The following is a 22,089-nucleotide window of genomic DNA, read 5'->3' on the forward strand; positions in this document are numbered from 1 at the left end:
GGTCCTGAGACGACGCCGTCAGCAGGCTGTGAGCGGGTTGTGAGTGCGACGAGGCACCCCGCGACGGTGCCGCGGGGTGCCTGGTCGGGTCAGTCCCCGGGCGTCGGCGTGGGATCTCCGGCGAGGATCAGGTAGAGGTCGCGGCGCGCACGGTCGATGACCTCGAGCGCCTTCGTCGCCTGCTCGTCCGTGCCGGTGCGGGCGACCTGGTGAGCCGCCGCGCCGAGGGCCTCCACGGCTCCGCGCAGGGCGCGTCCCGGCGAGGTCGGCCGGCTCGCGGCGTCCTCCCACGGGCTGCCCAGCTGCTCGGCGTGCTCGGTGACGTAGGTGCCACCGGCCTCGGTCAGCGTGGCCATCTTGCGGCCGGACTCGGCGGTGATGGTCACCAGGCCCTCGTCCTCGAGCAGGTTGAGCGCGGGGTAGATGGCCCCGGGGCTCGGCCGCCACGTGCCGCCCGACCGCTCGCTGATCTGCTGGATCAGCTGGTAGCCGTGCATCGGCTCCTCGGCAAGCAGCAGGAGGATCGCCGCACGGATGTCACCGCGACCGGCGCGGCGGCCGGGACCGCGACCGCGGCCACCCGGACCGAAGCCCGGACCGAAACCCGGTCCCCCGAAGCCACGCGGACCGCCAGGGCCGAAGCCGCGGTGCCCGCCGTGCCCGTGGTGCTCGCCGTGCTCGTGGGGCTCGTGCGGGAAGACGCCGCGGGGGCCGCCGCGTCGGGGGTCGAAGCCCTCCTCGTAGGGGGCTTCGGGGAAGTCGCCGCGTCGGCGACGGTTGCGGCCGCGGGCGGCCGGGTCGGTGCTGTCGGATGCAAACGGGTGTCGCATGGGGTGTCTCCTTCACGTCATGGCCGCGGGGCGGGGTCGCTCTGCGCGGGTCCGGGAGGTCGCGTGATCTCGACCAGACAACGTAACGATATATCGTCGATAGATCGTTGACAACCCCTAGCGATAGACCTAGGCGCCGACCGTCTGCGCGATCTGGATCAGGTTGCCGCACGTGTCGTCGAGGGTCGCGACGACCACCGGCCCCAGGTCCACCGGCTCCTGCACGAACCGCACGCCCAGCGCGGTCAGCCGTTCGAACTCGGCCCGGACGTCGTCGACGCCGAACGAGGTGGCCGGGATCCCGTCCTCGACGAGCGCCGCCTTGAACGGGCCGACCGCTGGGTGGCTGCTGGGCTCCAGCAGGAGCTCGACGCCGTCGGGGGCAGCCGGGGAGACGACGGTCAGCCAGCGGTCCTCGCCGCCCAGCGGGACGTCGTTCTTCACGACGAACCCCAGCACGCCCGTGTAGAAGTCGAGCGCCTTGCTCTGGTCGTCGACGAACACGCTGGTCACGGTGATCCGGATCATGAGCTCTCTCCTTCGTCGGGAACCGGCCAGCGCTCGGCGATCTGCCGCAGCGGCGCGGTGTCGAGGTGGTGGAACTTGTAGCGGCCCTCACGGCGGACAGTGACGAGCCCGGCGTCTTCGAGGACCTCGAGGTGCTGCGAGACGGCCTGCCGGGTGGAGCCCAGCCCGTGCCGCATGGTCAACCGGGTGCACAGCTCGAACAGCGACTGCCCGTCGCGCTCCTGCAGCTCGTCGAGGATCGCCCGCCGAGTGGCGTCGGCGAGGGCCTTGAAGACGTCGGCGGGCACCTCGTCTTTATAGGCAAGTCATTACTTGCCTGTCAAGGGGTGTCGATTTCTGGGCGCCTCGCGCGTCATGATCTCGACAGCACACCGAAGACACGGGAGGACGTCATGGCGGACAAGTGGATGGTTCTGCTCTGGGGCGACGAGGGGTTCTGGGAGAACGCGACCCCCGAGGTCCGCGACCGCATCATGGACGAGCACCGGGCGTACTCGCAGGCCTGCGAGGAGAAGGGCTACAAGATCGTCGGCGGGGACGAGCTGGGCTTCTCCAAGAACGCCGTCACGGTCCGGGCCGACGGCGGGACGCTGACCGTCACGGACGGACCGTACGTCGAGCTGGCCGAGCACCTGGGCGGCTACTACGTCATCGAGACCGACGACGTGCAGGGCCTGGCCCGGCTGACCGGCGAGCTGCTGCTCACCGACGGCGGCGGTGCGGAGCTGCGTCCGGTGATCGTGTACGAGGCATGAGCGTGCAGACCTACCTCGTGCTGATCTACGCCGACGAGGGCGACTGGGACGCGGCCGACGAGGCGACGAAGGCCGAGTACTACCGCCAGCACGGCGACTACGACGACCAGGCCGCCGACTACGGCGTGACGTTCCTGGCCGGCGAGGCCCTGCAGCCGGTGGCCACCGCCGTCACCCTGCGGCGCTCCGGGCAGGACGCGACGATCACCGACGGCCCCTTCGCCGAGACCGCCGAACAGCTGGGCGGCTTCTACCTGGTCACCGCGCCGAGCCGGGAGGCCGTCCTGAAGCACGCCATGCTGCTGCCCGAGTACACGATCGAGGTCCGCGAGATCCTGCCCATGTGATCTGTCGATCCGCCTGCTCGCCGCGCGTCATCGGGGCAGCAGGGCGCAGCCGGCGCCCGCCGATCCTCCAGGAGCTGACATGTCCGAGTTCACTGTCGTTCTCTACCGCGACGACGCGCGCGACGCCGCCCTGACGCAGGAGGAGCGCGAACGGGCGTGGGCCGCGCACAGCGGGTTCCAGCAGCGCTGCGCCGACGAGGGGTGGGAGATCGTCACGACCAGGGCCCTCGGGGCGGCCGCGCGAGCACGGTCGCTGCGGTCCGACGGGCGCGCCGGGATCATCGTCTCCGACGGTCCCTACGCCGAGACCGCCGAGCAGGTGGCCGGGTTCTACCTGGTCGCCCGCACGAAGCTCGACGCATTGACCGAGGCGGTCAGCGTCCTGGTGCTCAACGGCGAGTCCGTCGAGATCAGGCCCACCGTGCGGTTCGTCGACGGCGTCCCGGTGGACGGCGACGACGCCCTGACGGCGTCGTGAAGTTCGTCGTCCTCGCGTTCGGGTCGGCCACGGTGCCCGCCGGTGGCCTCACACTGGGGTCCGTGGACACAGCGACGTCGGTCCTGGACCGCGGCCTGCGGGACGGCACGTTCGACGGGCCGGCCTCGGCGCTGACCGGCGTCCTCGTGCTCGAGGCGTCCGACCTCGACGCGGTCCTGGACACCCTGCCCCCGACCGGCACCTACGAGGTGCGACCCGCTTGGTGACCACCGAGGACGCCCTCGACGACGCCTGGCGGAGCCACTGGTCCCGCCTGATCGGGCTGCTCATCGGCCAGTTCGGGCGGCCGGACCTGGCGGAGGACGCCGTCTCCGACGCCTTCGAGTCGGCCGCCCGGCACTGGCCCGACGACGGCGTGCCGACGAACACCGGCGCCTGGCTGCTCACGGCCGCACGCCGCCGCATCCTCGACCGGCTCCGCTCGGAGGCGGTCGCCCGCCGTAAGGAGCCGTTGATGGTGGTGGACGACGAGATGCGCGCCGCCGCCGCGGCTGCCGAGGACCCGGGTGCCCACGTCGCCGACGACCAGCTGCGGCTGATCTTCGCCTGCTGCCACCCCGCGATCGCCCCCGACGACCGCGTCGCCCTCACGCTGCGGTTCGTCGTCGGCCTGACGACCACCGAGATCGGTCGGCTCCTGCTCGTCCAGGAGTCGACGATGGCCGCGCGGCTGACTCGCGCGAAGAAGCGGCTGGCGTCGTCGGGCATCCCGTTCGCGACACCCGCGGCTTCCCGGTTGGACGAGCGCCTGGACGTCGTCGCGACCGTCGTCTACCTCGCGTTCACGTCCGGCTACCACCCCGGGGACGGGGCCGTGCCGCTGCGCGTGGACCTCGGCGACGAGGCGATCCGGCTCCTGCGGGTCCTCGACTCCCTGCTGCCCGGACGCGCCGTCGTCCGCTCCCTGCTCGCCCTCCTCCTGCTGCAGCACTCGCGTCGCGACAGCCGCCTCGACGCCGCCGGCGAGCTGATCCTGCTGCCCGACCAGGACCGCTCCCGGTGGCGCCGCGACGAGATCGCCGAGGGCGTGGCGCTGCTGTCCTCGCTGCCGTCGGCCCCCGGTCCGCACGGGCGGTTGGCTGCCGAGTACCGCCTGCAGGCGCTCATCGCCGCCGAGCACGCCACGGCACCCACCTCGGCGGACACCCGCTGGTCCGTCATCGCCGACCTCTACGCCCGGCTCGAGGCGCTGACCGGCTCGCCGGTGGTCCGGTTGGCCCGCGCGGTCGCGGTGGCGGAGGCATCCGGCCCGGAGGACGGCCTCCGGCTCCTCGAGGGCCTCGACGACGCGCTCCCGAGGCACCACCGGGTCCCCGCGGTCCGCGCCGAGCTGCTGGCCCGCGCCGGCCACGCGAGCGCAGCCGCCGACGCCTACCGCGCAGCCCTGGCCCTGGTCACCAACCCCACAGAACGCGCCCACCTCCAGTCCCGCCTGACCGCCCTGGCCTGACCGGCCCGGCCGCCGCCGGCTCAGTCCGGCTCACGCCACGAGATCGTGGGTTCGGCGCGACATCGTGGGTGCGAACGGACGATCTCGTGCCGAAGCCACGATCTCGCCCAGCCGCCCACCGCCCCGTCCGCGCGCGTGCCGTCCACCGGGGATGCCGGGAGTGCACCGGGGCCGGTCGGCGGCGGCGACGATCGGGCCGTGCCTCATCGACCCGGATCCACGCAGCCCGCCCCGCCGACCGCTCCCACAGTGCACCTGGCGCGGGACGTCCCGCGCCAGGTCGTGGCGGAGCGCGTGGCGGCGCAGCAGTGGCGGCGAGTTGGCCGGGGCGTCTACGTCCCGACGGGCGGCGCGACGGACAAGCGGTCCGACGCCCTCGCACGGATCGTCGGCCTCCACGCCCGGTTGACCGCGGAGACGTGCTTCAGCCACACCTCCGCGGCCGTCCTGCTCGGGCTGCCGCTGTGGGAGACCGGTGCCGTGACGCACATCTTCCAGCGCTCGTCGGCAAGTCAGGACCGCTCCCCCGAGATCGCCAGGCACACCCCGTTCCCGCCACCCGACGACATGACCGTGATCGCGGGCATCCCGGCCACGACGCTGGGACGCACCGCGTGGGACTGCGCCAGCCTCCTGCGACCGCTGGGCGGACTGGTGGTGGTCGACGCCGCGCTTCGGGCAGGTGCTGACCCCGCAGAGCTCGCGGCACGTGCGGACGCGACCGTCGGCAGGCGCGGGTCCGGTCGAGCGCGCGCCGTCCTGCAGTTCGCCGACGGCGGCTCGGAGTCCGCCTGGGAGACTGCGTGCCGGTTCACGCTCCTGCGCGCGGGGCTGCCGGTCCCGCAGACGCAGATCCCGGTGGCCACACGGCTCGGCACGTTCTGGGCAGACCTCGGCTGGGCGCAGTGGCGCGTGCTCCTCGAGTACGACGGCCGCACCAAGTACGCCGGGCGGGAGGCGGAGGCGTTCCTGCAGGAGAAGCGGCGGCACGATGCGATCGTGGAGGCGGACTGGCGGATCATCCACGTCACCCGCGACGACCTCCGGAACACGGCCGCGCTGATCGCACGGGTGGCCGGCCTGCTGCCGCAGGCAGTCACTTCAGGCCTCCGACCCCGCCGAGAGCTGTACTGACGCGGCGCGAGCAGGGGATGGGCGACGAGATCGTGGCATCGGCCCGAGATCGTGGGTGTGAAGCCCCGATCTCGTGCCGAACCCACGATCTCACGGCACGCCTGCGGGGGCGGAGGCGGAGGCCGTGGGGTGGTGGGCGGAGCGGGGGCGGGGGTGGCGCAGCCGGAGGTCAGGTCAGCAGGAGGAGGGCCAGGAGGGTCAGGTTCAGGGCGACCACCAGTGCCACCACCAGCACCAGGGTGCCGTGCAGCCAGGGGCCGTTGCGGTGCGTGCCCATCACCGCGCGGGACCGGGTCAGCGCGACCAGCGGGACGACCGCGAACGGGATGCCGAAGCTGAGCACCACCTGCGAGAGCACCAGCGTCCAGGTGGCGTCGGCGCCGACGGCCAGCAGGACGATCGCGGGGATGAGGGTGACCACCCGGCGGACCAGCAGGGGGATGCGGCGGTGGATCAGGCCCTCCATGATCGTCGCGCCCGCGTACGCACCGACCGACGTGGACGCCAGGCCCGACGCCAGCAGGCCGACGGCGAACGCGATCGCGATGCCGATGCCGAGGGCTCCGGCGATCGCGTCGTACGCGCCCGGGATCGAGTCGGTGCCGGGCACGCCGCGCAGCCCGGCCGCCGCGAGCAGCAGCAGCCCGATGTTCACGGCGCCGGCGACGGCGAGCGCGATGCCGACGTCCCAGCGGGTCGAGCGCAGGACGGCCGCGAGCGCGGACCCGGAGGTGTGGCCGTGCCGGTCCCGCGCCAGGGCGGAGTGCACGTAGATCGCGTGCGGCATGACGGTCGCGCCGAGCATCGAGGCGGCCAGCAGCACCGAGTCGGTCCCCTCGAAGCGCGGGACCAGCCCGGACAGGACCCCCGCCGCCGACGGCGGTGACACGACCAGGCCGGCCAGGAACCCGATGGTGATGACGGCCAGCAGCGCGACGATGACGTGCTCGAACCGGCGCTGCCCGTACCGGTTCTGCGTGGCGAGCAGGAGCATCGAGACGGTGCCGACGATCAGCCCGCCGAGCGGCAGCGGGACCCCGAACAGCAGGTTCAGGGCGATCGCGCCGCCCACCACCTCGGCGATGTCGGTGGCCGCCGCGACGACCTCGGCCTGCACCCAGAACGCGAGGCGCGGACCGCGGCGCATCCGCTGACCGAGCACGCCCGGCAGCGAGTCGCCCGTGACCAGCCCGAGCTTGGCGGACTGGTACTGGACGAGCACCGCCATCCCGTTCGCCGCGACGAGCACCCACAGCAGGAGGTAGCCGTACCGGGCGCCGGCGGTCAGGTTCGCAGCGACGTTCCCCGGGTCCACGTACGCGATGGCGGCGACGAACGCGGGACCCAGCAGCAGCGGTGCGCGCCGACCGGCACTCCCGAGGCGGACCGCGTCGTCGCGCGTGCTGCTCGTCATGACCCACCTCGGCAAGAAGTTCGGACGTCCGAACTCATGCTAGCGGGGTGTACGAACGACTGCGCGGCGTCACGCCGCCGCAGCCACCTCGCGCTGCCAGCCGTCGGTGGTCGAGCGGAAGCCGACCCGCTCCAGGTAGGCGTGCGCCTCGGCAGGCCCCCGCCCGTCGACCACCAGCCGGCGGAACCCGTGCGCGGCGAACACCCCGCTGTCCCGGTACACGAACTCCCCGGGCGTGAAGTCCCGGTACCGCGGCGTCACGTAGTCCAGGTCCACGCGGCCGACCCCGTCGCCGGCGGCGCGGACGACGACGGCGCCGACCAGCTCGTCGCCGCGCACGACGACGAACGCCGCGGACGGCGCGGGGTCCGCCACGGCGAACGACGGGTGGAAGCGCGCGATGTCGGAGGCGTGCGACGTGAGCAGGTGCCGCAGGACCGCGTCATCGGCGGGCACCTCGAGCACGGCGTAGACGTCGGCGTCGTGGCGCTCGCGGTGCAGCCGGACCAGCCAGTAGACGTCGATGACCGCGATGACCCCGTTCATCACGGCGAACGGCCAGATGCCGACGATCGCGTTGTACGCGGTCGCGATCACCGCGCCCACCAGGTTGAGCACCCGGAACCGCAGCACCCGCGCCTGCGTGAGCGAGACGATGACCAGCAGCGAGCCGACCCACCCGACGATCTCCAACCACACCATGGCGGGAGGGTAGCGATGAAAAGTGCTCGCCACCCGGCGCCGACAGGGCGGATGGTGGACGGCATGACGACGTGGTCGATCCGTGAGGTGCCGGTGTCCGAGACGGTGGACGGCAACTGGCTGCTGCACGGCTACACCGACGCGATCAACGACGTCATCGTCTCGACGTGGGGCAACCACGACTTCGAGCGCAGCGCGGCCGAGATCCTCGGCTCGATGCACGACCAGCAGTACGACCGCAAACCCCGCCTGGTCGCCGTGGCCGACGACGACGCCGACACCCCGGACCCGGCGCGCGTGCTCGGCTACTCCGCGATGATCCTGCCGCTGCAGGACAACACGCACACCGCGCACGTGGACCTCGGCGTCCGACCGGGGCACCGACGGCAGGGCATCGGCTCGTCCCTGTACGACACCTCGCTCGCGCTGGTGCGCGAGGCCGGCCGGACGCAGGTGACGGCCTCCACCGACCACAGCGTCGAGCCGCCCGACGGACCCGGCACGCTGGCCCCCAGCACCGGCGCGGGCCGGGTGGCCGCCGACGCCGACGGTCCGCGCTTCGCGCTGCAGCGGGGCTTCGCGCTCGAGCAGGTCGGGCGCTACTCGGTGCTCGACCTGCCGTACGACGCCGAGCTCATCGCCAAGCGTGCCGACGCCGAGGCGCAGGCCGGTCCCGACTACCGCCTCGTCAGCTGGCAGAGCCATGCGCCGCAGGAGTGGGTCGACGCGTACGCGCTGCTGCTCACGCGGATGAGCACCGACGCCCCCCTCGGCGGTCTCGACCTCGAGGAGGACGTCTGGGACGCGGAGCGGATCCGTCGCACGGAGAAGCAGTGGCAGGACCGCGGGCTCGAACTGCTGGTGCTGGCGGCGGAGCACGTCCCGACGCACACGCTCGCCGCGTTCACCTGCTTCATGGAGGTGCCCACGACGAGTGTCTTCGTGCACCAGGACGACACGCTCGTGCTCCGGGAGCACCGCGGCAAGCGCCTCGGGATGCTGGTCAAGACGGCGAACCTGCAGCGCCTCGCGGTCGAGCGCCCGTCGATCCGGCGCGTCGGCACGTGGAACGCCCAGGAGAACTCCTACATGCTCGCCATCAACGTCGCGCTCGGGTTCCACCCGGCCGGCGGTGCGGGCGAGTGGCAGCTCAAGCTCGGCTGACGCCCGCCGACCTGCGCGGCGCCGCCAGCTCCCACCAGCGCGTCCAGCGCTCCTCGACCTCGGCGAACGTCTCGGGATGCAGGCCGTAGGTGGACAGGATCGCGTCGACGGTCCCGTGCGGAGGTGTGTGCGCGGCGGGCGTCTCCATGAGGACGAGGAACATCTCCGAGATGCCGTGCAGCCGGATCCCGAGCTGCAGCGGCGTCTTGTAGACCAGCGTCCCGCCGAGCAGGGTGCCGTCGGGCCGGCGGCCGTGCACGTGGCCGCCGACCGGCACACCGCGCACACCGATCAGTCCGGCGTGGTCGAGCAGCCGGTCGTTCCGGTCGCCGGACGGCATGCCGAACGAGCTCAGGGTCCGGCGCGTCTGGTCGGGGTGCACGGACAGCGCGAACTGCAGCTGGTGCAGGAACGCGATCCAGCCCTCGTCGATCTCGTCGCGCACACCGTCGAACGACGACATGCCCTCGTGGCTGCGCCGGGTCAGCGTCACGTGGGTGACGTGGGGCACGTGCGCCGCCGACCGCACGGTCAGGCGGTCGTGGTGCGGCCAGCTCAGCGAGTAGATCGTCTCGTCACCCGCGACGTCCTTGGACTCGACCGCCGTGTCGAGGAAGATGTGCTGGATCTCGGCCTGGAGGCCGTCGTAGTCCCAGCCGAACCAGCGGTGCACCAGCTCCGGGGAGCGCAGGTGGGACCAGACCACCCCCAGCGACACCGGGATGTCGATCGACACGACCTCGCGCAGCTCCAGCGCCATCGCCATCACCTCGGTACTCGCCGGCGTTCCGGGACGGTTCGACCGTAGCCCCGCAGGTCCTCCACCGCGATCAGGCGTCGTCGAGGACCGCGATCGCGTCCGGCTCCACCCCGAGCTCGACGACGTCCCCGTCGGACCAGCGCCCGCCCACGGGGCCGAGCGCGGTGACGACGCCGATCCCGTCCACCTCGACGCGCACCTCCGAGCGGCCGCGACGCGACGAGACGCCCCGCACGACGCCCTTGACGGCGCCGGACCGCCCCACGACGAATGCCCCCTCGGCGAGCGCGAGGGTGCCCGACGGAGGGGGGTCCTCCAGCACCGCACGCAGCGGTGCGGCCGCCGGGGCGTCGACCGGCACGAACGCCTCGTACCCGAGGAACGCCGCCACCTCCCGGGAGACCGGCCTGGTCCACAGGTCGGCGGGCGCGTCGACCTGCAGGATCCGGCCGGCCGCCATGACGGCGACGCGGTCGGCCACCGCGAACGCCTCGTCCTGGTCGTGCGTGACGAAGACGGCCGTGGTGCCGGTGGCCAGGAGCGCCGCGCGCAGGTCGACGGCGAGGCGCTCGCGCAGGGCCCGGTCCAGCGCGGAGAGGGGCTCGTCGAGCAGCAGCAGCCGCGGCTGCGGGGCGAGGGCGCGCGCGAGCGCCACCCGCTGCCGCTCCCCGCCGGACAGCGTGGCGATGCCGCGCGGCTCGTAGCCGGCGAGGCCGACCAGGTCGAGCAGGGAGGCGACGCGGGCCTCCGAGCGCGGCGGCAGGCCGTAGGCGACGTTGCCGCCGACCGACCGGTGCGCGAACAGCTGGCCGTCCTGGAACATCAGCCCGAACCCGCGCCGGTGCACCGGGACGCCGGCCAGCGGCACACCGTCCCAGGACACCGTCCCGGCAGCCAGCGGTTCGAGGCCGGCGACCGCACGGAGCAGCGAGGACTTGCCGCACCCGGACGGGCCGAGCAGCGCGACGACGGACCCGGGGGCCACGTCGAGCGAGACGCCGTCGACGGCCGTCGCGGACCCGTACCGCACGACGACGTCCCGCAGCGACAGACCGTTCACCACTCACCTCCGGCGCCGGGAGCGCGCAGTCGTTCGCAGGCCGCGACGATCCCCGCGGTGAGCACCGCGAGGACCACGGACGCGGCCAGGGCCATGCCGTAGGACTCGGGACCCGGCCGTCCGATGAGCCGGAAGATCACCACCGGCAACGTGGGCCGGTCGGGCCGGGCGAGGAACGACGTCGCACCGAACTCCCCCAGCGACGCCGCGAACGCGAAGCCGACCGCGAGGCCGAGGGACCGCGCGGCGATCGACAGGTCCACGGTCCGCAGCACGCGGCCGGGCGCCGCGCCGAGCGTGGCGGCCGCCTCCCGCAGCCGCGGGTCGATCGCCCGCAGCACCGGCAGCACGACGCGGACCACGAGGGGCACGGCGACGACGGCCTGCGCGACGGGCACGAGCACCCCGCTGGTCCGCAGGTCGACCGGGAGCCCGAACGGGTGGTTCATGGACAGCAGGAACCCGAACCCCACGGTCACGGCGGAGACGCCGAGCGGCAGCATGAACAGCGCGTCGAGGCCGGCCACCGCGCGCCGGCCGATCCGTCGGCGCGGCCGTCGGGACACCACGAGGGCGACCAGGCCTCCGACGACCAGCGCGATGACCGTGGCGTCCAGCGCGATCCGCAGCGAGTTGAGCGTGGCCTGCCACACGGTGACCGTGAGGGCGCCACCGGTGCTGCCCAGGGCGGTGTAGTGGTCCAGACCCCAGCCGTCGCCGGTCCGCAGCGACCGGACCACCAGGTTGACCAGCGGCAGCGCGAGCAGCACGACCACCAGGGCGGTCACCGCCGTGGCGGCGAGGCTCAGCACGTGCCCGTCGCCCGGCGGCATCCCCGCGGGTCGGCGCAGCCGCAGCGGTCGCACCGAGGCCGACGGGAGCGTGAGGGCCAGCGCCCGCTCGCGACGGCTGCGTGCGCGCGCGGCGACGGTCAGCGCCCCGGCGACGACGACGAGCTGCACGACGGACAGCACGGCGGCGGCGCGCAGGTCGAGGAACTGCGTGGTCTGCACCCAGATCTCGGTCTCGATGGTGCCGAACTGCAGGCCGCCGAGCACCAGCACGGTGCCGAACGCGGTGGCGCAGTAGAGGAACGCGAGCGACGCGGCGGACGTGATCGCCGGGGCGAGCGACGGCAGCGTCACGGTGCGGAACGCCCGCCACGGTGACGCCCCGAGCGCCCGCGCCGCCTGCTCCGCCCGGGGGTCCAGCCGCTCCCACAGACCCCCGACCGCCCGCACCACGACCGCGTAGTTGAAGAACACGAGGGCGGCGACGATGGCGGCGAACGTGCCGTCCAGCTGCAGGAAACCGAGGGGTCCCCCGCTGACGAGCAGGGAGCGGAACGCGACGCCGACCACGACCGTCGGCAGCACGAACGGCACCGTGACCAGGGCCCGCAGGAACGTGCGCCCCCGGAAGGAGTGCCGGTAGAGGACGTACGCCCCCGGCACCCCGAGCAGCACGCTGAGCAGCGTGCCGAGGGTCGCCTGCGCGAGCGTCAGGCCGATGATCCGCCAGGTCCGGGGTCGAGAGAACACGTCGGCGAACCCGCCGAGGTCCAGGTGCCCGTCGGCCACGAACCCCGTCGAGACCATCGCGACCACGGGCCAGGCGAAGAACACCCCGAGGAAGGCGAGCGGCAGGGCGACCGCGGCCACCCAGAAGGCGACGACGCGCGACCGGCCCGACGACACCGCGGGGGTGACGTCGGGCCGGACGAGCGTGTCGGTCATGTCGGGGTCAGCCGATCACTGTGTCGGACCAGGCCGTCAGCCAGGCCTCGCGGTTGGCGGAGATCTGCGCGGGGTCCACCTCGAACGGGTCGGCGGCCAGCGGGGCGAACGCGGCCCACTCCTCGGGCAGCGCCGCGGTCGGGCTCACCGGGTACATGTACATGGACCCGGGGATGTCCTCCTGGACCTCGTCGGACAGCAGGAAGTCGAGCAGCTCCTGCGCACCGTCGGCGTTGGCCGCGCCGTCGAGCACGCCCGCGTACTCGGTCTGCCGGAAGCAGGTGTCCAGCAGGGCGCCCGTCGTCGGCTCGGTGCCACCCTCCGGCACGGTGTACGGGGGCGAGGACGCGTACGAGACCACGAGCGGGCGCGGGCCGGCGGCCCCGCCGCCCGAGAAGTCGGTGTAGTAGGCGTCGGACCAGCCGTCGGCCACCTTCAGGCCGTTGGCCTTCAGGGCGGTCCAGTAGTCCTGCCAGCCGTCCTCGCCGAACGCCCCGATGGTGGCCAGCAGGAACGACAGGCCGGGCGACGACGTCACCGCGTTGGGCACGACGAGCAGGTCCTTGTACTGCGGCAGGGCCAGGTCCTGGAGGGTCACCGGCTCGGCGAGGCCCTTCGCGGCGAACCACGCGTGGTCCACGTTGATGCACACGTCCCCGTAGTCGACCGGTACGAGCGCACCCTCGAAGGCGTCCGGGGTGCTGGTCGGCGCGACCACGCCCTCCTGGACCGCGCGGGAGGCGAACGAGTTGTCGATGCCGAACACGAGGTCCCCCAGCGGGGCGTCCTTGGTCAGCACGAGCTGGTTGACCAGCGCCCCGCCGTCGCCGGGCTGCACGACGTCGACCGTCAGCCCGCTCTGCTCCTCGAACGCGTCGAGGATGCCGTCCGAGAGCGCGAACGAGTCGTGCGTGACCAGCGTGACGGTTCCGGCGGACCCGCTGGGCGCCGGTCCCGACCCCACGGCCGAGCAGCCTGCCAGCGCGACGACGCCGGCGAGTGCGATGAGCGAGCGGATCCTCGCCATGGTGATGCTCCTCCTCGATCGAGAAAGGAGGGGGTCGTCGTCGATGCAGCAGGCGACCGCCCGACAACATCGACGAGGACTGAGAAGCCCGACTCCCTACGCCGGTATCAACCGGATCAGGTTCGAGGGTCTGCGGTGGTCCGCACTCTCAGCGTCCAGACCCGTGTGGTCCGACGCTCCCCTGTCGTTCGCCGTGATCCTACGCCGCCGGTCGGGCGGCGGGGACGCTCGCGCCGCACTACGGTCGTGTCAGACCCACACCCCACCTGGAGGTTCACCCGTGGACGACAAGCAGACCCAGTCGATGGTCGCCAAGGTCATCGGTACCGGCGCCGCGCTCGCCGCAGCATTCCTGGTGAACCAGGTGCTGAACCAGGCGTGGAAGGCCAAGACGGGCCACAAGCCGCCGCGTGCCGACGACCCGGGCGACGCCGGGCTGTCCGAGATCGTCGCCGCTGCCGCCCTGACCGGGGCGCTGGTCAGCATGGCGCGGGTCCTCGCCACCCGCGGGACGGCCAAGTTCGCGGCGAAGACGAGCTGACCCCTCACGGCGCCAGGCTCGGCGTCGTGGTGATCCCGAACTCGCGCAGCACGCGCTTCGCCGCGTACCAGCCGCCCAGCCCGTGCACACCCGGGCCCGGCGGCGTGGATGCCGAGCACAGGTAGACCCCGTCCCGACCCGAGAAGTACGGGTCGAACCGCCACGTCGGGCGGGCGAACAGCTGGCGGATGCTCGCGCGACCGGCCGAGATGTCGCCGTCGACGTAGTTCTGGTTGTGCTCGCTGAGGCGGGCCGCGGGGGTGCAGCGGGAGGTCACGACGACGTCCCGGAAACCCGGGGCGAACCGCTCGATGTGCCGGGTCACCGCCTCGGTCACGTCGACGTCGGAGCCCGACGGCACGTGCGCGTAGGTCCACAGCGGCCGTCGGCCGTGCACCACGCGTCGCTCGTCCACCACCGCCGGGTCGCTGACCAGGGTCATGGGCAGCTCGGCGTGCCGGCCGCTCGCGACCGTGGCCTCTGCGCGGGCCATCTCGGCGCGGGTGCCGCCCACGTGCACGGTCCCGGCCCGCCCCACCTCCGGCACCGTCCACGGCACCGGACCGTCGAGCACGAAGTCGACCTTGGCGGCCGCGTCGCCGTACTCGAACGCCTCGAGCGCGGCTCGCGTGCGCGCGGGCAGCCGGTCGCCCAGCACCTCGACGAGGGTCCGCGGGGTGGTGTCGAAGACGTAGCAGTGAGCCACCGGGAGGTCGGCGTGCCCGCGGACCCGGTGGTCGGTGCGGATCGTCCCGCCGTGCGCCTCCAGGTCCTCGACCAGGGCGGCGGTCAGCGCGCCGGACCCGCCGCGCGGGATGGGCCAGCCGCCCTCCGCGTGCGCGAGCGTGCCGAGGAGCAGCGCGGTCCCGGCCGCGGCGAACGACGGCATCGGGCTGATGGCGTGCGCCGCGACGCCCGTGAGCAGGGCCGGGGCGACGTCGTCGAGGAACCGGCGGTCCCACGCGCGCGTGCCCTGCTCCAGGACCGCCAGCCCGAAGTGCGCCGCCCGGCGCGGGCTGACCGCGGGCACCGACCGCTTGTCCCCCAGCGCGAGGCGCACCACCGTGGACGGGTCGCCGCCGACCAGGGAGCGCCAGGCCGGGCCGTCGACGCCCAGCGCCTCCACCGTGCGGTCCAGGTCCCGGTACGCGATGCCTGCGCGCCCGCCCGGCAGGGGTTGCGCGTACGAGACGTCCGGCACCAGGAGCTCGACGCCGCGCGCGGGCAGGTCCAGCTCCCGGAAGAACGGGGACGCCCAGGCCATCGGGTGCACCGCCGAGCAGACGTCGTGCACCACTCCGTCGGCCAGCCCGAGGTCCAGCGTCCGCGCGCCGCCGCCGACCGTCGGCTCCGCCTCGAGCACGAGGACCCGCAGGTTCGCGCGGGCCAGCGTGACTGCCGCGGCCAGGCCGTTGGGCCCCGAGCCGACCACCACGACGTCCGGGCGGGTCATGTGCACCTCCAGAGCCTCAGTCTCGGGGGTCGTCGTCCTCCGGTCGACCGGTGTCGCGGACCTGCGCGTTCTCCTGGTCCCTAGTCAGCTCGTCGACCACCAGCAGGTCGCTGCGGACCTTGCCCGTGCGGTAGCCGGCCCGGCCCACCATGTGCGCCGCCACAGGCGCGGTGAGCATCTGGAACACGGCCACGAGCGCCAGCGCCCACACCGCGCCGCCGGAGCGCAGCCGCAGGGCCAGCCCGATCAGCACGAGGACGAGCCCGAGCACCTGCGGCTTGGTCCCCGCGTGCATGCGCGCCAGCAGGTCGGGGAACCGCAGCACCCCGACGCCCGCGGCGAAGGCGAGGAACGCCCCGCCGAGCAGGCACACCGACGAGGCGACGTCGGCGACGGTCGTCCACTGGTCCACGGTCATCGGACCTCCCCCTCCGCGCCGCCGCCGTGGTGCTCGTCGTTGCTCGTGCGCCGGCCCGACCGCCGGCTCTCCTCGGCGACCGTCTCGGACTCGATCCGCTCGGCCTCCATCGCCGCGATCTCCTCGCGGGTGAGCACGCGGCCCTCGCCCTCGGGCTCGACGGCGGCGAACCGGGCGATGGTCACCGAGCCGACGAAGCCGACGAGCGAGAGGACCACGAGGATCGGGACGACGTCCGCGCGCCGGTTGACGGCGGCGTACAGCGCGACCGCCGCGATCATCGTGGTCACGACGATGTCCAGGGCGATGGTCCGGTCGAGCATCGACGGACCCTTCTCCGCCCGGACGATCGCCAACAGGGCGCCGACGGTGAGCAGCACCCCGCAGATCACGACCACGACGTTCATCCACGCACCCCCAGGCCGGCCGCGGCCAGCTCCTCGTCGGACGCGAACGCGCGCAGCACCCGCTCCTCCTGGTCGAGCACGGCCTGGCGTGCGGCCTCGATGCCGCCGCTCTGCCGGACGTCGAGCACGTGCAGGTACAGCATGCCGGTCAGCCGGTGGGCCTCGACCACGAGCGAGCCCGGAACCAGCGACGCCAGCTCGGCGGTGAGGGTCAGGTAGAGGTCGGAGTGGCTGCGCAGCTGCACGCCGATCACGGCCCCGTGCGGCTCGTACCCCGGTCGCAGCGCGATCAGGCTGACCTCGAACGAGGCCCGCAGGACGTCGATGGCGAACCGGGAGACCAGCCGCAGCACGCCCCACGGCCGGAACGTCCCGTGGAAGTCGATCGGCGCCATCCGCAGCCCGGTGGTCACGACCAGCGCGATCACGACGCCGGACAGCAGGTTCCCGATCGACAGGTCGCCCCACAGCAGGACCCAGACCACGGTCAGCCAGATGACCGTCGCCCACTGGGTGCGCCATCGACGGCGGCGCGGGTGCAGGCTCATCCGTCCTCCGCCACGTCGTCGGAGACGCCCTGGCCCCGCTCACCGTCGGGCAGCACCGCGTAGATGTACGGCGTGCGCTCGGTGAGCGAGGCTGCCGCGCGCTCCGTGTAGGAGTACAGCGGGCCGGCCGCGACGGTGAGCAGCAGCCCCACGGCGATCAGCGCCGTGGTCGGGGCGACCATCCCGAAGGGCAGGCGCACCGGCGGGCGCGGCTCCTCGGGCGTCTGCCAGAAGGCCTTGTTCCACGCCTTGACCAGCGCGTAGAGCGTGAGCAGCGAGGTGAGCACGCTGCCGACGACCAGCACGTACGCCAGCGGGGTGCCCACCTGGACCCCGGCCTGGAGCAGGCCGATCTTGCCCAGGAAGCCGGACAGCGGGGGGATGCCCGCCAGGTTCATGGCGGGCACGAAGAAGAGGATCGCGAGCACGGGGGTGAGCTTGGCCAGGCCGCCCAGCTTGGTCAGGGACGTGGACCCGCCCGCGCGCTCCACCAGACCCACCACGAGGAACAGCGCCGTCTGCACGGTGATGTGGTGGGCCACGTAGTAGATGGCGGCCGTGTAGCCCAGGTCCGTGGCCAGCGCGATGCCGAACACCATGAACCCGATGTGGCTGACGAGCGTGAACGAGAGCAGTCGCTTGATGTCGTCCTGCGCGACCGCGCCGAGGATCCCGATCACCATCGTCGCCAGCGCCACCCACATCAGCGCGTCGTCCAGCCGGCCGTCGGGGAACAGCAGCGTCTGCGTGCGGATGATCGCGTACACGCCGACCTTCGTCAGCAGGCCCGCGAACACCGCGGTGACCGGCGCGGGCGCGGTCGGGTAGGAGTCCGGCAGCCACGCGGACAGCGGGAAGATGGCTGCCTTGATCGCGAACGCGAGCAGCAGGAGCACCTGCAGGACGAGGCTGACGCCCGGGTCGATCTCGGGCAGGCGGATCGCCAGCTGCGCCAGGTTCACCGTGCCCGTGGCGGCGTAGATCATGGCGATCGCGATGAGGAACAGCACCGAGGACAGCAGCGCGACGACGATGTAGATCGTGCCCGCCCGGATGCGCTCGCCGGTGCCGCCCAGCGTGATGAGCACGTAGCTGGCGGCCAGCAGGATCTCGAAGCCGACGTAGAGGTTGAACAGGTCGCCGGACAGGAACGCGTTGGCCACCCCGGCCGTCAGCACCAGGTACGTCGGGTGGTAGATCGAGACGGGCGCGGACTCCTCGTCGTCCTCGCCGCCCTGCGCCAGCGAGTAGAGCAGGACGCAGAGCGTGACCGCGCTGGAGATCGTGAGCATGAGCGCGGACAGCCGGTCGGCCACGAGGTCGATGCCGACCGGGGCCGCCCAGCCGCCGACGTCGACCACCACGGGGCCGTCGTCGGCCAGGACCAGCAACGCCAGGCTGGCGACGAGCACGAGGCTGAGCGCGCCGACGGTGACGAGCCGCTGCAGGTTCGGCCGACGGTAGAGCGCGAGCGCCAGCCCCGCCGCGGACAGCGGGATCACGACGGGCAGGGGTGCGATCCACGAGAAGTCGGTCACGGGTGCACCTCCCGGGCGGGCGCGCCCTCGTCCGTCTCGTCGCGGGCCTCGGCGGCCTCCTCGTCGAGCGTGTCCGCGGCGATCTCCGTGTCCGAGTCGGTGACCGCGCGCTCGTCGACGGCCGCCAGCCGGGCGATGCGGCGGTCCTCGACGTCGTCCTGCACCTCGTCGTGCCCGTGCAGCTGCCACGAGCGGTAGGCCAGGGCCAGCAGGAACGCCGTGATGCCGAGCGTGATGACGATGGCCGTGAGCACCATGGCCTGCGGCAGCGGGTCGCTCATCCGGCCCTCGGGGGTCGCGCCCACGATCGGCGGGCGTCCCGCGGCTCCACCGGCCACGAGGAACAGCAGGTTCGCACCGTTGCCGATGAGGATGACGCCGATGAGCACCCGGGACAGGCTGCGCTCGAGGAGCAGGTAGGTGCCGGTGGCGAAGAGCACGCCGATGGTGACCACCAGCACGATGTTGGGACTCATGTCGATCACGGCACGACCCCTTCCCGCCCGGTCGGGCGTGAGCCCGCGGACACGCGGTCGGGCAGGCCGGGGTCGCCGGGCACCGGGTCCTCGCCCGTCTCGGCCCGCCGGTCGAGCTCGGCCCCGAGGCTGCGCAGGATGTCGAGCACCAGGCCGACCACCACCAGATAGACGCCGATGTCGAAGAACAGGCTGGTCACCAGGTGGATGTCGCCGACGACCGGCAGGTGGATGTCGATGATCCAGGACTGCAGCACCACGCCACCGGCCAGCAGGGCCAGCATGCCGACGCCGGCCGACAGGAACAGCCCGAGGCCGAGCAGCACACCCGGTTGCACCGGGGCCGCCTCACCCAGCTCGTACCGGCCGCCCGCGAGGTAGCGGACGATGAGCGCGATCCCCGTGACCAGACCGGCCGCGAACCCGCCGCCGGGGGCGTTGTGGCCGCTGAACATCAGGTAGATCGAGTAGACGATCATCGTGTGGAACAGCAGCCGCACCACGACCTCGAAGATGACCGAGCGGCGCTGCGGCGCCAGCGTGCGGCCCGCGTGCAGCCACTCGCGCCCGCGGGCGGCGCTCGACGGCACGGCCGCCTCGTCGCGGTCGGCCACCATGCCACCGGCGTCGACCTCGGCCCGGTCGCCGCCCGGTCGGCGCAGCGCCGCCATGGGATCGTCCGCGCCACCCCAGACGGCCCGGTCCCGGCGGGCGTCCTGCGCCCGGTAGATCGCGCCGCCGCGGCGGGAGAGGAAGACGAGGGACGCGACGCCGGTCGCGGCCACCAGCAGCACGGAGATCTCGCCCATCGTGTCCCACGCCCGGATGTCCACGAGGGTCACGTTGACGATGTTCTTGCCGCCGCCGAACTCGACCGCCTCCGCCGCGAAGTCCGTGGAGACGGGCGGGTGGATCCGCGCGCTGGGGGCGACGAGCGCGACGCCGGCGACCGTCAGGCCGACCGCGATCCCGACGCCCAGCCGCACCCACCGGCTGCCGGCGAGCGGCCGGTCGGAGAAGTACGGGGGCAGCCGGCGCAGCACGAGCACGAAGACGACCAGCGTGACGGTCTCGACGAGCACCTGCGTGAGGGCCAGGTCAGGCGCACCGTGCAGCAGGTACAGGCCGGCCACCGCGTAGCCGCCGATGCCCAGCAGGATGACGGCCTTGAGCCGCCGGCGGGCCCGGATGACCAGCAGGGCGGACACGATCGTGCCGGCCGCGAACACCAGCTGCGCCGGGTTGTCCCAGGCCCTGACCTGCGTCGGGAACACCGTGCTGCCCAGCGTGGTGCCGGCGACGGCCACGACGAACACCAGCAGGATCAGGCCGAGGTACAGCGGCAGCGAACCGCGCTGCGTGACGGCGGTGACGTCGGCCGCCACGTCGTCGAGCCGGCGCATGAACCGTCGGTAGACGCGGTCGGCCTCCGGACCACGGGACACCGCGGTCTGCCAGCGCTCGACGCGGTCGCGCACGACGAACAGCACGGCACCGCTGAGCAGGATCGCGAGCGTCAGGACGAAGGTCGGCGTGAACCCGGCCCAGAGCACCAGGTGCCCCGGCTCGCCCTCCGGATAGGTGTTCGCGTACGGCAGGAGCAGGTGCTCACCCAGCTTGGGCAGCAGCGCGACGGCGAGCCCGAGCACGGCCAGGATCATCGCCGGCCACACGAGCAGCAGGGACGGGCGCGTGATCGGGGCCGGCGGCGCCTCGTCGCGCGCCGCCTCGTGGATCGACGTCCCCGGGGCCGTCGATCCGCTGACCTCCTCCGGCACGACCGCGGGCTTGGTCGCGAACGCGCCCCACCACAGCCGCACACCGTAGGCGACGGTCAGCACGGAGCCGACGGCCACCGCCACGAGCAGGACCGTGCCGACGGGCCCGTCGATGTGCCCGACCGCCTCGAGCCCCGCCTCCTTCGCCACGTACCCGGCGAACGGGATGAGGCCGATCATGGACGCCGTCGCAAGCGCCCCCGCGAGCGCGGTCAGCGGCAGCTCGCGGCCCACGCCGGACAGCCGCCGCAGGTCACGCGTGCCGGTGGCGGCGTCGACCACGCCGACCACGAGGAACAGCGCGGCCTTGAACATCGCGTGCGCACCCAGCATCGCGAGCCCCGCGAGCGCCGTCGCCCGGGAGCCGAGCCCCACCAGCAGCACGATCAGGCCCAGCTGGCTCACGGTGCCGAACGCCAGGATCAGCTTGAGGTCGTGCTGGCGCAGCGCGCGGTACCCACCGAGCAGCAGCGTGCCGCAGCCGAGCACGATGATCATCCACATCCACGTGGGGTCCGTGGCGTACGCCGGGGCGAACCGCGCGACGAGGTAGACACCGGCCTTCACCATGGCGGCGGCGTGCAGGTAGGCGCTCACCGGCGTCGGGGCCGCCATCGCGGCGGGCAGCCAGAAGTGGAACGGGATGAGGGCCGACTTCGTCGCCGCGCCGGCCAGCAGGCAGACGATCGCGGCCGTCACGGCGGCGCTCCCCTGCGGCGGGTCGGCGATCACCTCCGACAGCCGGTAGGTGCCGGCGGCCTCGCCCAGCAGCACCAGGCCGACGAGCATGGCCAGGCCGCCCGCGGTCGTGATGACGATGGCCTGCATGGCGGCGCGGCGGCTCGCCTTGCGCTCCGAGTAGTGGCCGATGAGCAGGTACGACATGACTGTCGTGAGCTCCCAGAACGTGAACAGGAGCAGCATGTCGTCGGCCGTGACCAGGCCCAGCATCGCGCCGCTGAACGCGACGAACACGCCTCCGAACCGGCCCAGGCCGGACGCGCTCGTCTTGAAGTAGGCCGCGCAGTACACGAGCACGAGCGCGCCGACGCCCCCGACGATCAGCGTCATCAGCCACGACAGCGTGTCCATGCGGAACGTCAGCTCGAACCCGAGCGCCGGGATCCACTGGACCTGCTCGACCGGCCCGTTCCCGCTCTGCACCCGCGACGTCCACGTCAGCGCCCAGACCGCGGCGCTCGCCGGCGCGAGGGCCAGGATCCAGAACGCCTTGCGGCCCATCCAGCGCAGGAGTGCGGGCGCGACGATGGCTGCGGCCAGGTGAACGGCGAGCAGCAGCAGCACGTCCGGCTCCGTCCTGTAGGGCGGGTGGTCGGTCGGTCAGGTTTCTGGAGGTCAGGCGCAGGTTCGGGCACGCGTCGGGGACCGGGTGTGCGCCCCCGCGATGCACTGAAGGTTTGGTCAAGATTCTATCAACCGGTTTCCGGTGCTCCGGCCGCGACCCCCTCGCGGACCCGCCGTGCGGCGCGGTCATGCGGCTGGTGGGCGCGCGGTCCCAGGAGC

The 22,089-nt window shown here is 73.1% G+C and carries 24 protein-coding genes and 1 riboswitch; of the genes, 8 read left to right on the forward strand and 16 right to left on the reverse strand.

What is annotated here, in order from left to right; genetic code table 11:
• Positions 1-89: 89 nt before the first annotated feature.
• The 3 genes from KG102_RS16835 to KG102_RS16845 form a co-directional block, all read right to left on the reverse strand.
• Positions 90-830 (reverse strand): PadR family transcriptional regulator, encoded by a 741-nt coding sequence (locus tag KG102_RS16835; RefSeq protein WP_208290299.1) that lies wholly within the window; start codon positions 828-830, stop codon positions 90-92.
• Positions 831-959: 129 nt separating this feature from the next.
• Entirely contained in the window at positions 960-1,355 is a 396-nt protein-coding gene (locus KG102_RS16840) for a VOC family protein (RefSeq protein ID WP_208213246.1), read from the reverse strand.
• Entirely contained in the window at positions 1,355-1,645 is a 291-nt protein-coding gene (locus KG102_RS16845) for an ArsR/SmtB family transcription factor (protein ID WP_208213063.1), read from the reverse strand. Before KG102_RS16845 ends, KG102_RS16840 begins: the two co-directional genes overlap by 1 nt.
• A 105-nt stretch (positions 1,646-1,750) precedes the next feature.
• Here KG102_RS16845 and KG102_RS16850 point away from each other — a divergent pair, with 105 nt between their 5' ends.
• The 6 genes from KG102_RS16850 to KG102_RS16875 all read left to right on the forward strand — a co-directional run bounded on the left by KG102_RS16850 (position 1,751) and on the right by KG102_RS16875 (position 5,543).
• Positions 1,751-2,113: a YciI family protein gene (locus tag KG102_RS16850; RefSeq protein WP_208213064.1), complete on the forward strand. Its 363-nt coding sequence runs from the start codon at positions 1,751-1,753 to the stop codon at positions 2,111-2,113.
• The gene (locus tag KG102_RS16855; protein ID WP_208290298.1) at positions 2,110-2,460 is read left to right on the forward strand and encodes a YciI family protein; all 351 of its coding nucleotides are present in this window, start codon (positions 2,110-2,112) and stop codon (positions 2,458-2,460) included. The genes KG102_RS16850 and KG102_RS16855 overlap by 4 nt, the downstream gene beginning before the upstream one ends.
• A gap of 79 nt (positions 2,461-2,539) precedes the next feature.
• Complete coding sequence (locus tag KG102_RS16860) at positions 2,540-2,938, forward strand: YciI family protein (protein WP_208213066.1); 399 nt, start codon at positions 2,540-2,542, stop codon at positions 2,936-2,938.
• Positions 2,939-3,000: 62 nt separating this feature from the next.
• On the forward strand, positions 3,001-3,165 hold the full coding sequence (locus tag KG102_RS16865) for a hypothetical protein (RefSeq protein WP_208213067.1): 165 nt from the start codon (positions 3,001-3,003) through the stop codon (positions 3,163-3,165).
• Complete coding sequence (locus KG102_RS16870; protein ID WP_407645196.1) at positions 3,159-4,409, forward strand: RNA polymerase sigma factor; 1,251 nt, start codon at positions 3,159-3,161, stop codon at positions 4,407-4,409. Before KG102_RS16865 ends, KG102_RS16870 begins: the two co-directional genes overlap by 7 nt.
• Positions 4,410-4,607: 198 nt before the next feature.
• Positions 4,608-5,543: a hypothetical protein gene (locus tag KG102_RS16875; protein ID WP_208290296.1), complete on the forward strand. Its 936-nt coding sequence runs from the start codon at positions 4,608-4,610 to the stop codon at positions 5,541-5,543.
• A 169-nt stretch (positions 5,544-5,712) separates the two neighbouring features.
• Here the strand turns inward: KG102_RS16875 and KG102_RS16880 are convergent, their stop codons facing one another.
• Both KG102_RS16880 and KG102_RS16885 read right to left on the reverse strand, forming a co-directional pair.
• Positions 5,713-6,957 (reverse strand): Nramp family divalent metal transporter, encoded by a 1,245-nt coding sequence (locus KG102_RS16880; RefSeq protein ID WP_208290295.1) that lies wholly within the window; start codon positions 6,955-6,957, stop codon positions 5,713-5,715.
• A 69-nt stretch (positions 6,958-7,026) separates the two neighbouring features.
• The gene (locus KG102_RS16885) at positions 7,027-7,659 is read right to left on the reverse strand and encodes a YgjV family protein (protein WP_208213071.1); all 633 of its coding nucleotides are present in this window, start codon (positions 7,657-7,659) and stop codon (positions 7,027-7,029) included.
• 63 nt (positions 7,660-7,722) lie between these two features.
• On the opposite strand from KG102_RS16885, the gene KG102_RS16890 reads away from it, so the two are divergent.
• Positions 7,723-8,823 (forward strand): GNAT family N-acetyltransferase, encoded by a 1,101-nt coding sequence (locus tag KG102_RS16890; protein ID WP_208290294.1) that lies wholly within the window; start codon positions 7,723-7,725, stop codon positions 8,821-8,823.
• On the opposite strand, the gene KG102_RS16895 is transcribed toward KG102_RS16890, so the two are convergent.
• From KG102_RS16895 to KG102_RS16910, 4 genes are all read right to left on the reverse strand, one after another.
• Positions 8,810-9,583, reverse strand: a complete 774-nt coding sequence (locus tag KG102_RS16895) for a hypothetical protein (protein WP_208290293.1) — start codon at positions 9,581-9,583, stop codon at positions 8,810-8,812. The two genes, KG102_RS16890 and KG102_RS16895, sit on opposite strands and share 14 nt — an antisense overlap.
• A 70-nt stretch (positions 9,584-9,653) precedes the next feature.
• A complete protein-coding gene (locus KG102_RS16900; protein ID WP_208290292.1) occupies positions 9,654-10,643 on the reverse strand; it encodes an ABC transporter ATP-binding protein in 990 nt (329 codons plus the stop codon).
• The gene (locus KG102_RS16905) at positions 10,640-12,379 is read right to left on the reverse strand and encodes an ABC transporter permease (protein ID WP_208290291.1); all 1,740 of its coding nucleotides are present in this window, start codon (positions 12,377-12,379) and stop codon (positions 10,640-10,642) included. Before KG102_RS16905 ends, KG102_RS16900 begins: the two co-directional genes overlap by 4 nt.
• A gap of 7 nt (positions 12,380-12,386) precedes the next feature.
• Positions 12,387-13,406 carry a thiamine ABC transporter substrate-binding protein gene (locus KG102_RS16910; protein WP_208290290.1) on the reverse strand — a complete coding sequence of 340 codons (1,020 nt, stop codon included), beginning with the start codon at positions 13,404-13,406 and terminating at the stop codon, positions 12,387-12,389.
• Between the two features lie 76 nt (positions 13,407-13,482).
• A riboswitch (TPP riboswitch) is annotated at positions 13,483-13,599 on the reverse strand.
• 87 nt (positions 13,600-13,686) lie between these two features.
• On the opposite strand from KG102_RS16910, the gene KG102_RS16915 reads away from it, so the two are divergent.
• The gene (locus tag KG102_RS16915) at positions 13,687-13,947 is read left to right on the forward strand and encodes a DUF4235 domain-containing protein (RefSeq protein ID WP_208213077.1); all 261 of its coding nucleotides are present in this window, start codon (positions 13,687-13,689) and stop codon (positions 13,945-13,947) included.
• 4 nt (positions 13,948-13,951) lie between these two features.
• Here KG102_RS16915 and KG102_RS16920 read toward each other — a convergent pair whose 3' ends face one another.
• From KG102_RS16920 to KG102_RS16950, 7 genes are read right to left on the reverse strand one after another with little or no spacing between them, the layout of a single operon-like run.
• On the reverse strand, positions 13,952-15,400 hold the full coding sequence (locus KG102_RS16920; protein WP_208213078.1) for a phytoene desaturase family protein: 1,449 nt from the start codon (positions 15,398-15,400) through the stop codon (positions 13,952-13,954).
• Positions 15,401-15,416: 16 nt separating this feature from the next.
• Positions 15,417-15,818 (reverse strand): monovalent cation/H(+) antiporter subunit G, encoded by a 402-nt coding sequence (gene mnhG / locus KG102_RS16925; protein WP_208213079.1) that lies wholly within the window; start codon positions 15,816-15,818, stop codon positions 15,417-15,419.
• The gene (locus KG102_RS16930) at positions 15,815-16,225 is read right to left on the reverse strand and encodes a monovalent cation/H+ antiporter complex subunit F (protein ID WP_208213080.1); all 411 of its coding nucleotides are present in this window, start codon (positions 16,223-16,225) and stop codon (positions 15,815-15,817) included. The genes mnhG and KG102_RS16930 overlap by 4 nt, the downstream gene beginning before the upstream one ends.
• Positions 16,222-16,773 carry a Na+/H+ antiporter subunit E gene (locus KG102_RS16935; protein ID WP_208213081.1) on the reverse strand — a complete coding sequence of 184 codons (552 nt, stop codon included), beginning with the start codon at positions 16,771-16,773 and terminating at the stop codon, positions 16,222-16,224. Before KG102_RS16935 ends, KG102_RS16930 begins: the two co-directional genes overlap by 4 nt.
• Positions 16,770-18,311, reverse strand: coding sequence for a Na+/H+ antiporter subunit D (locus KG102_RS16940; protein ID WP_208213082.1), 1,542 nt, complete (start codon positions 18,309-18,311; stop codon positions 16,770-16,772). The genes KG102_RS16935 and KG102_RS16940 overlap by 4 nt, the downstream gene beginning before the upstream one ends.
• Positions 18,308-18,787, reverse strand: coding sequence for a Na(+)/H(+) antiporter subunit C (locus tag KG102_RS16945; RefSeq protein ID WP_208213083.1), 480 nt, complete (start codon positions 18,785-18,787; stop codon positions 18,308-18,310). Before KG102_RS16945 ends, KG102_RS16940 begins: the two co-directional genes overlap by 4 nt.
• Before the next feature lie 5 nt (positions 18,788-18,792).
• Entirely contained in the window at positions 18,793-21,870 is a 3,078-nt protein-coding gene (locus KG102_RS16950; protein ID WP_208213084.1) for a Na+/H+ antiporter subunit A, read from the reverse strand.
• Positions 21,871-22,089: the final 219 nt, after the last annotated feature.

The organism is Cellulomonas fengjieae (assembly GCF_018388465.1).
GTDB lineage: Bacteria > Actinomycetota > Actinomycetes > Actinomycetales > Cellulomonadaceae > Cellulomonas > Cellulomonas fengjieae.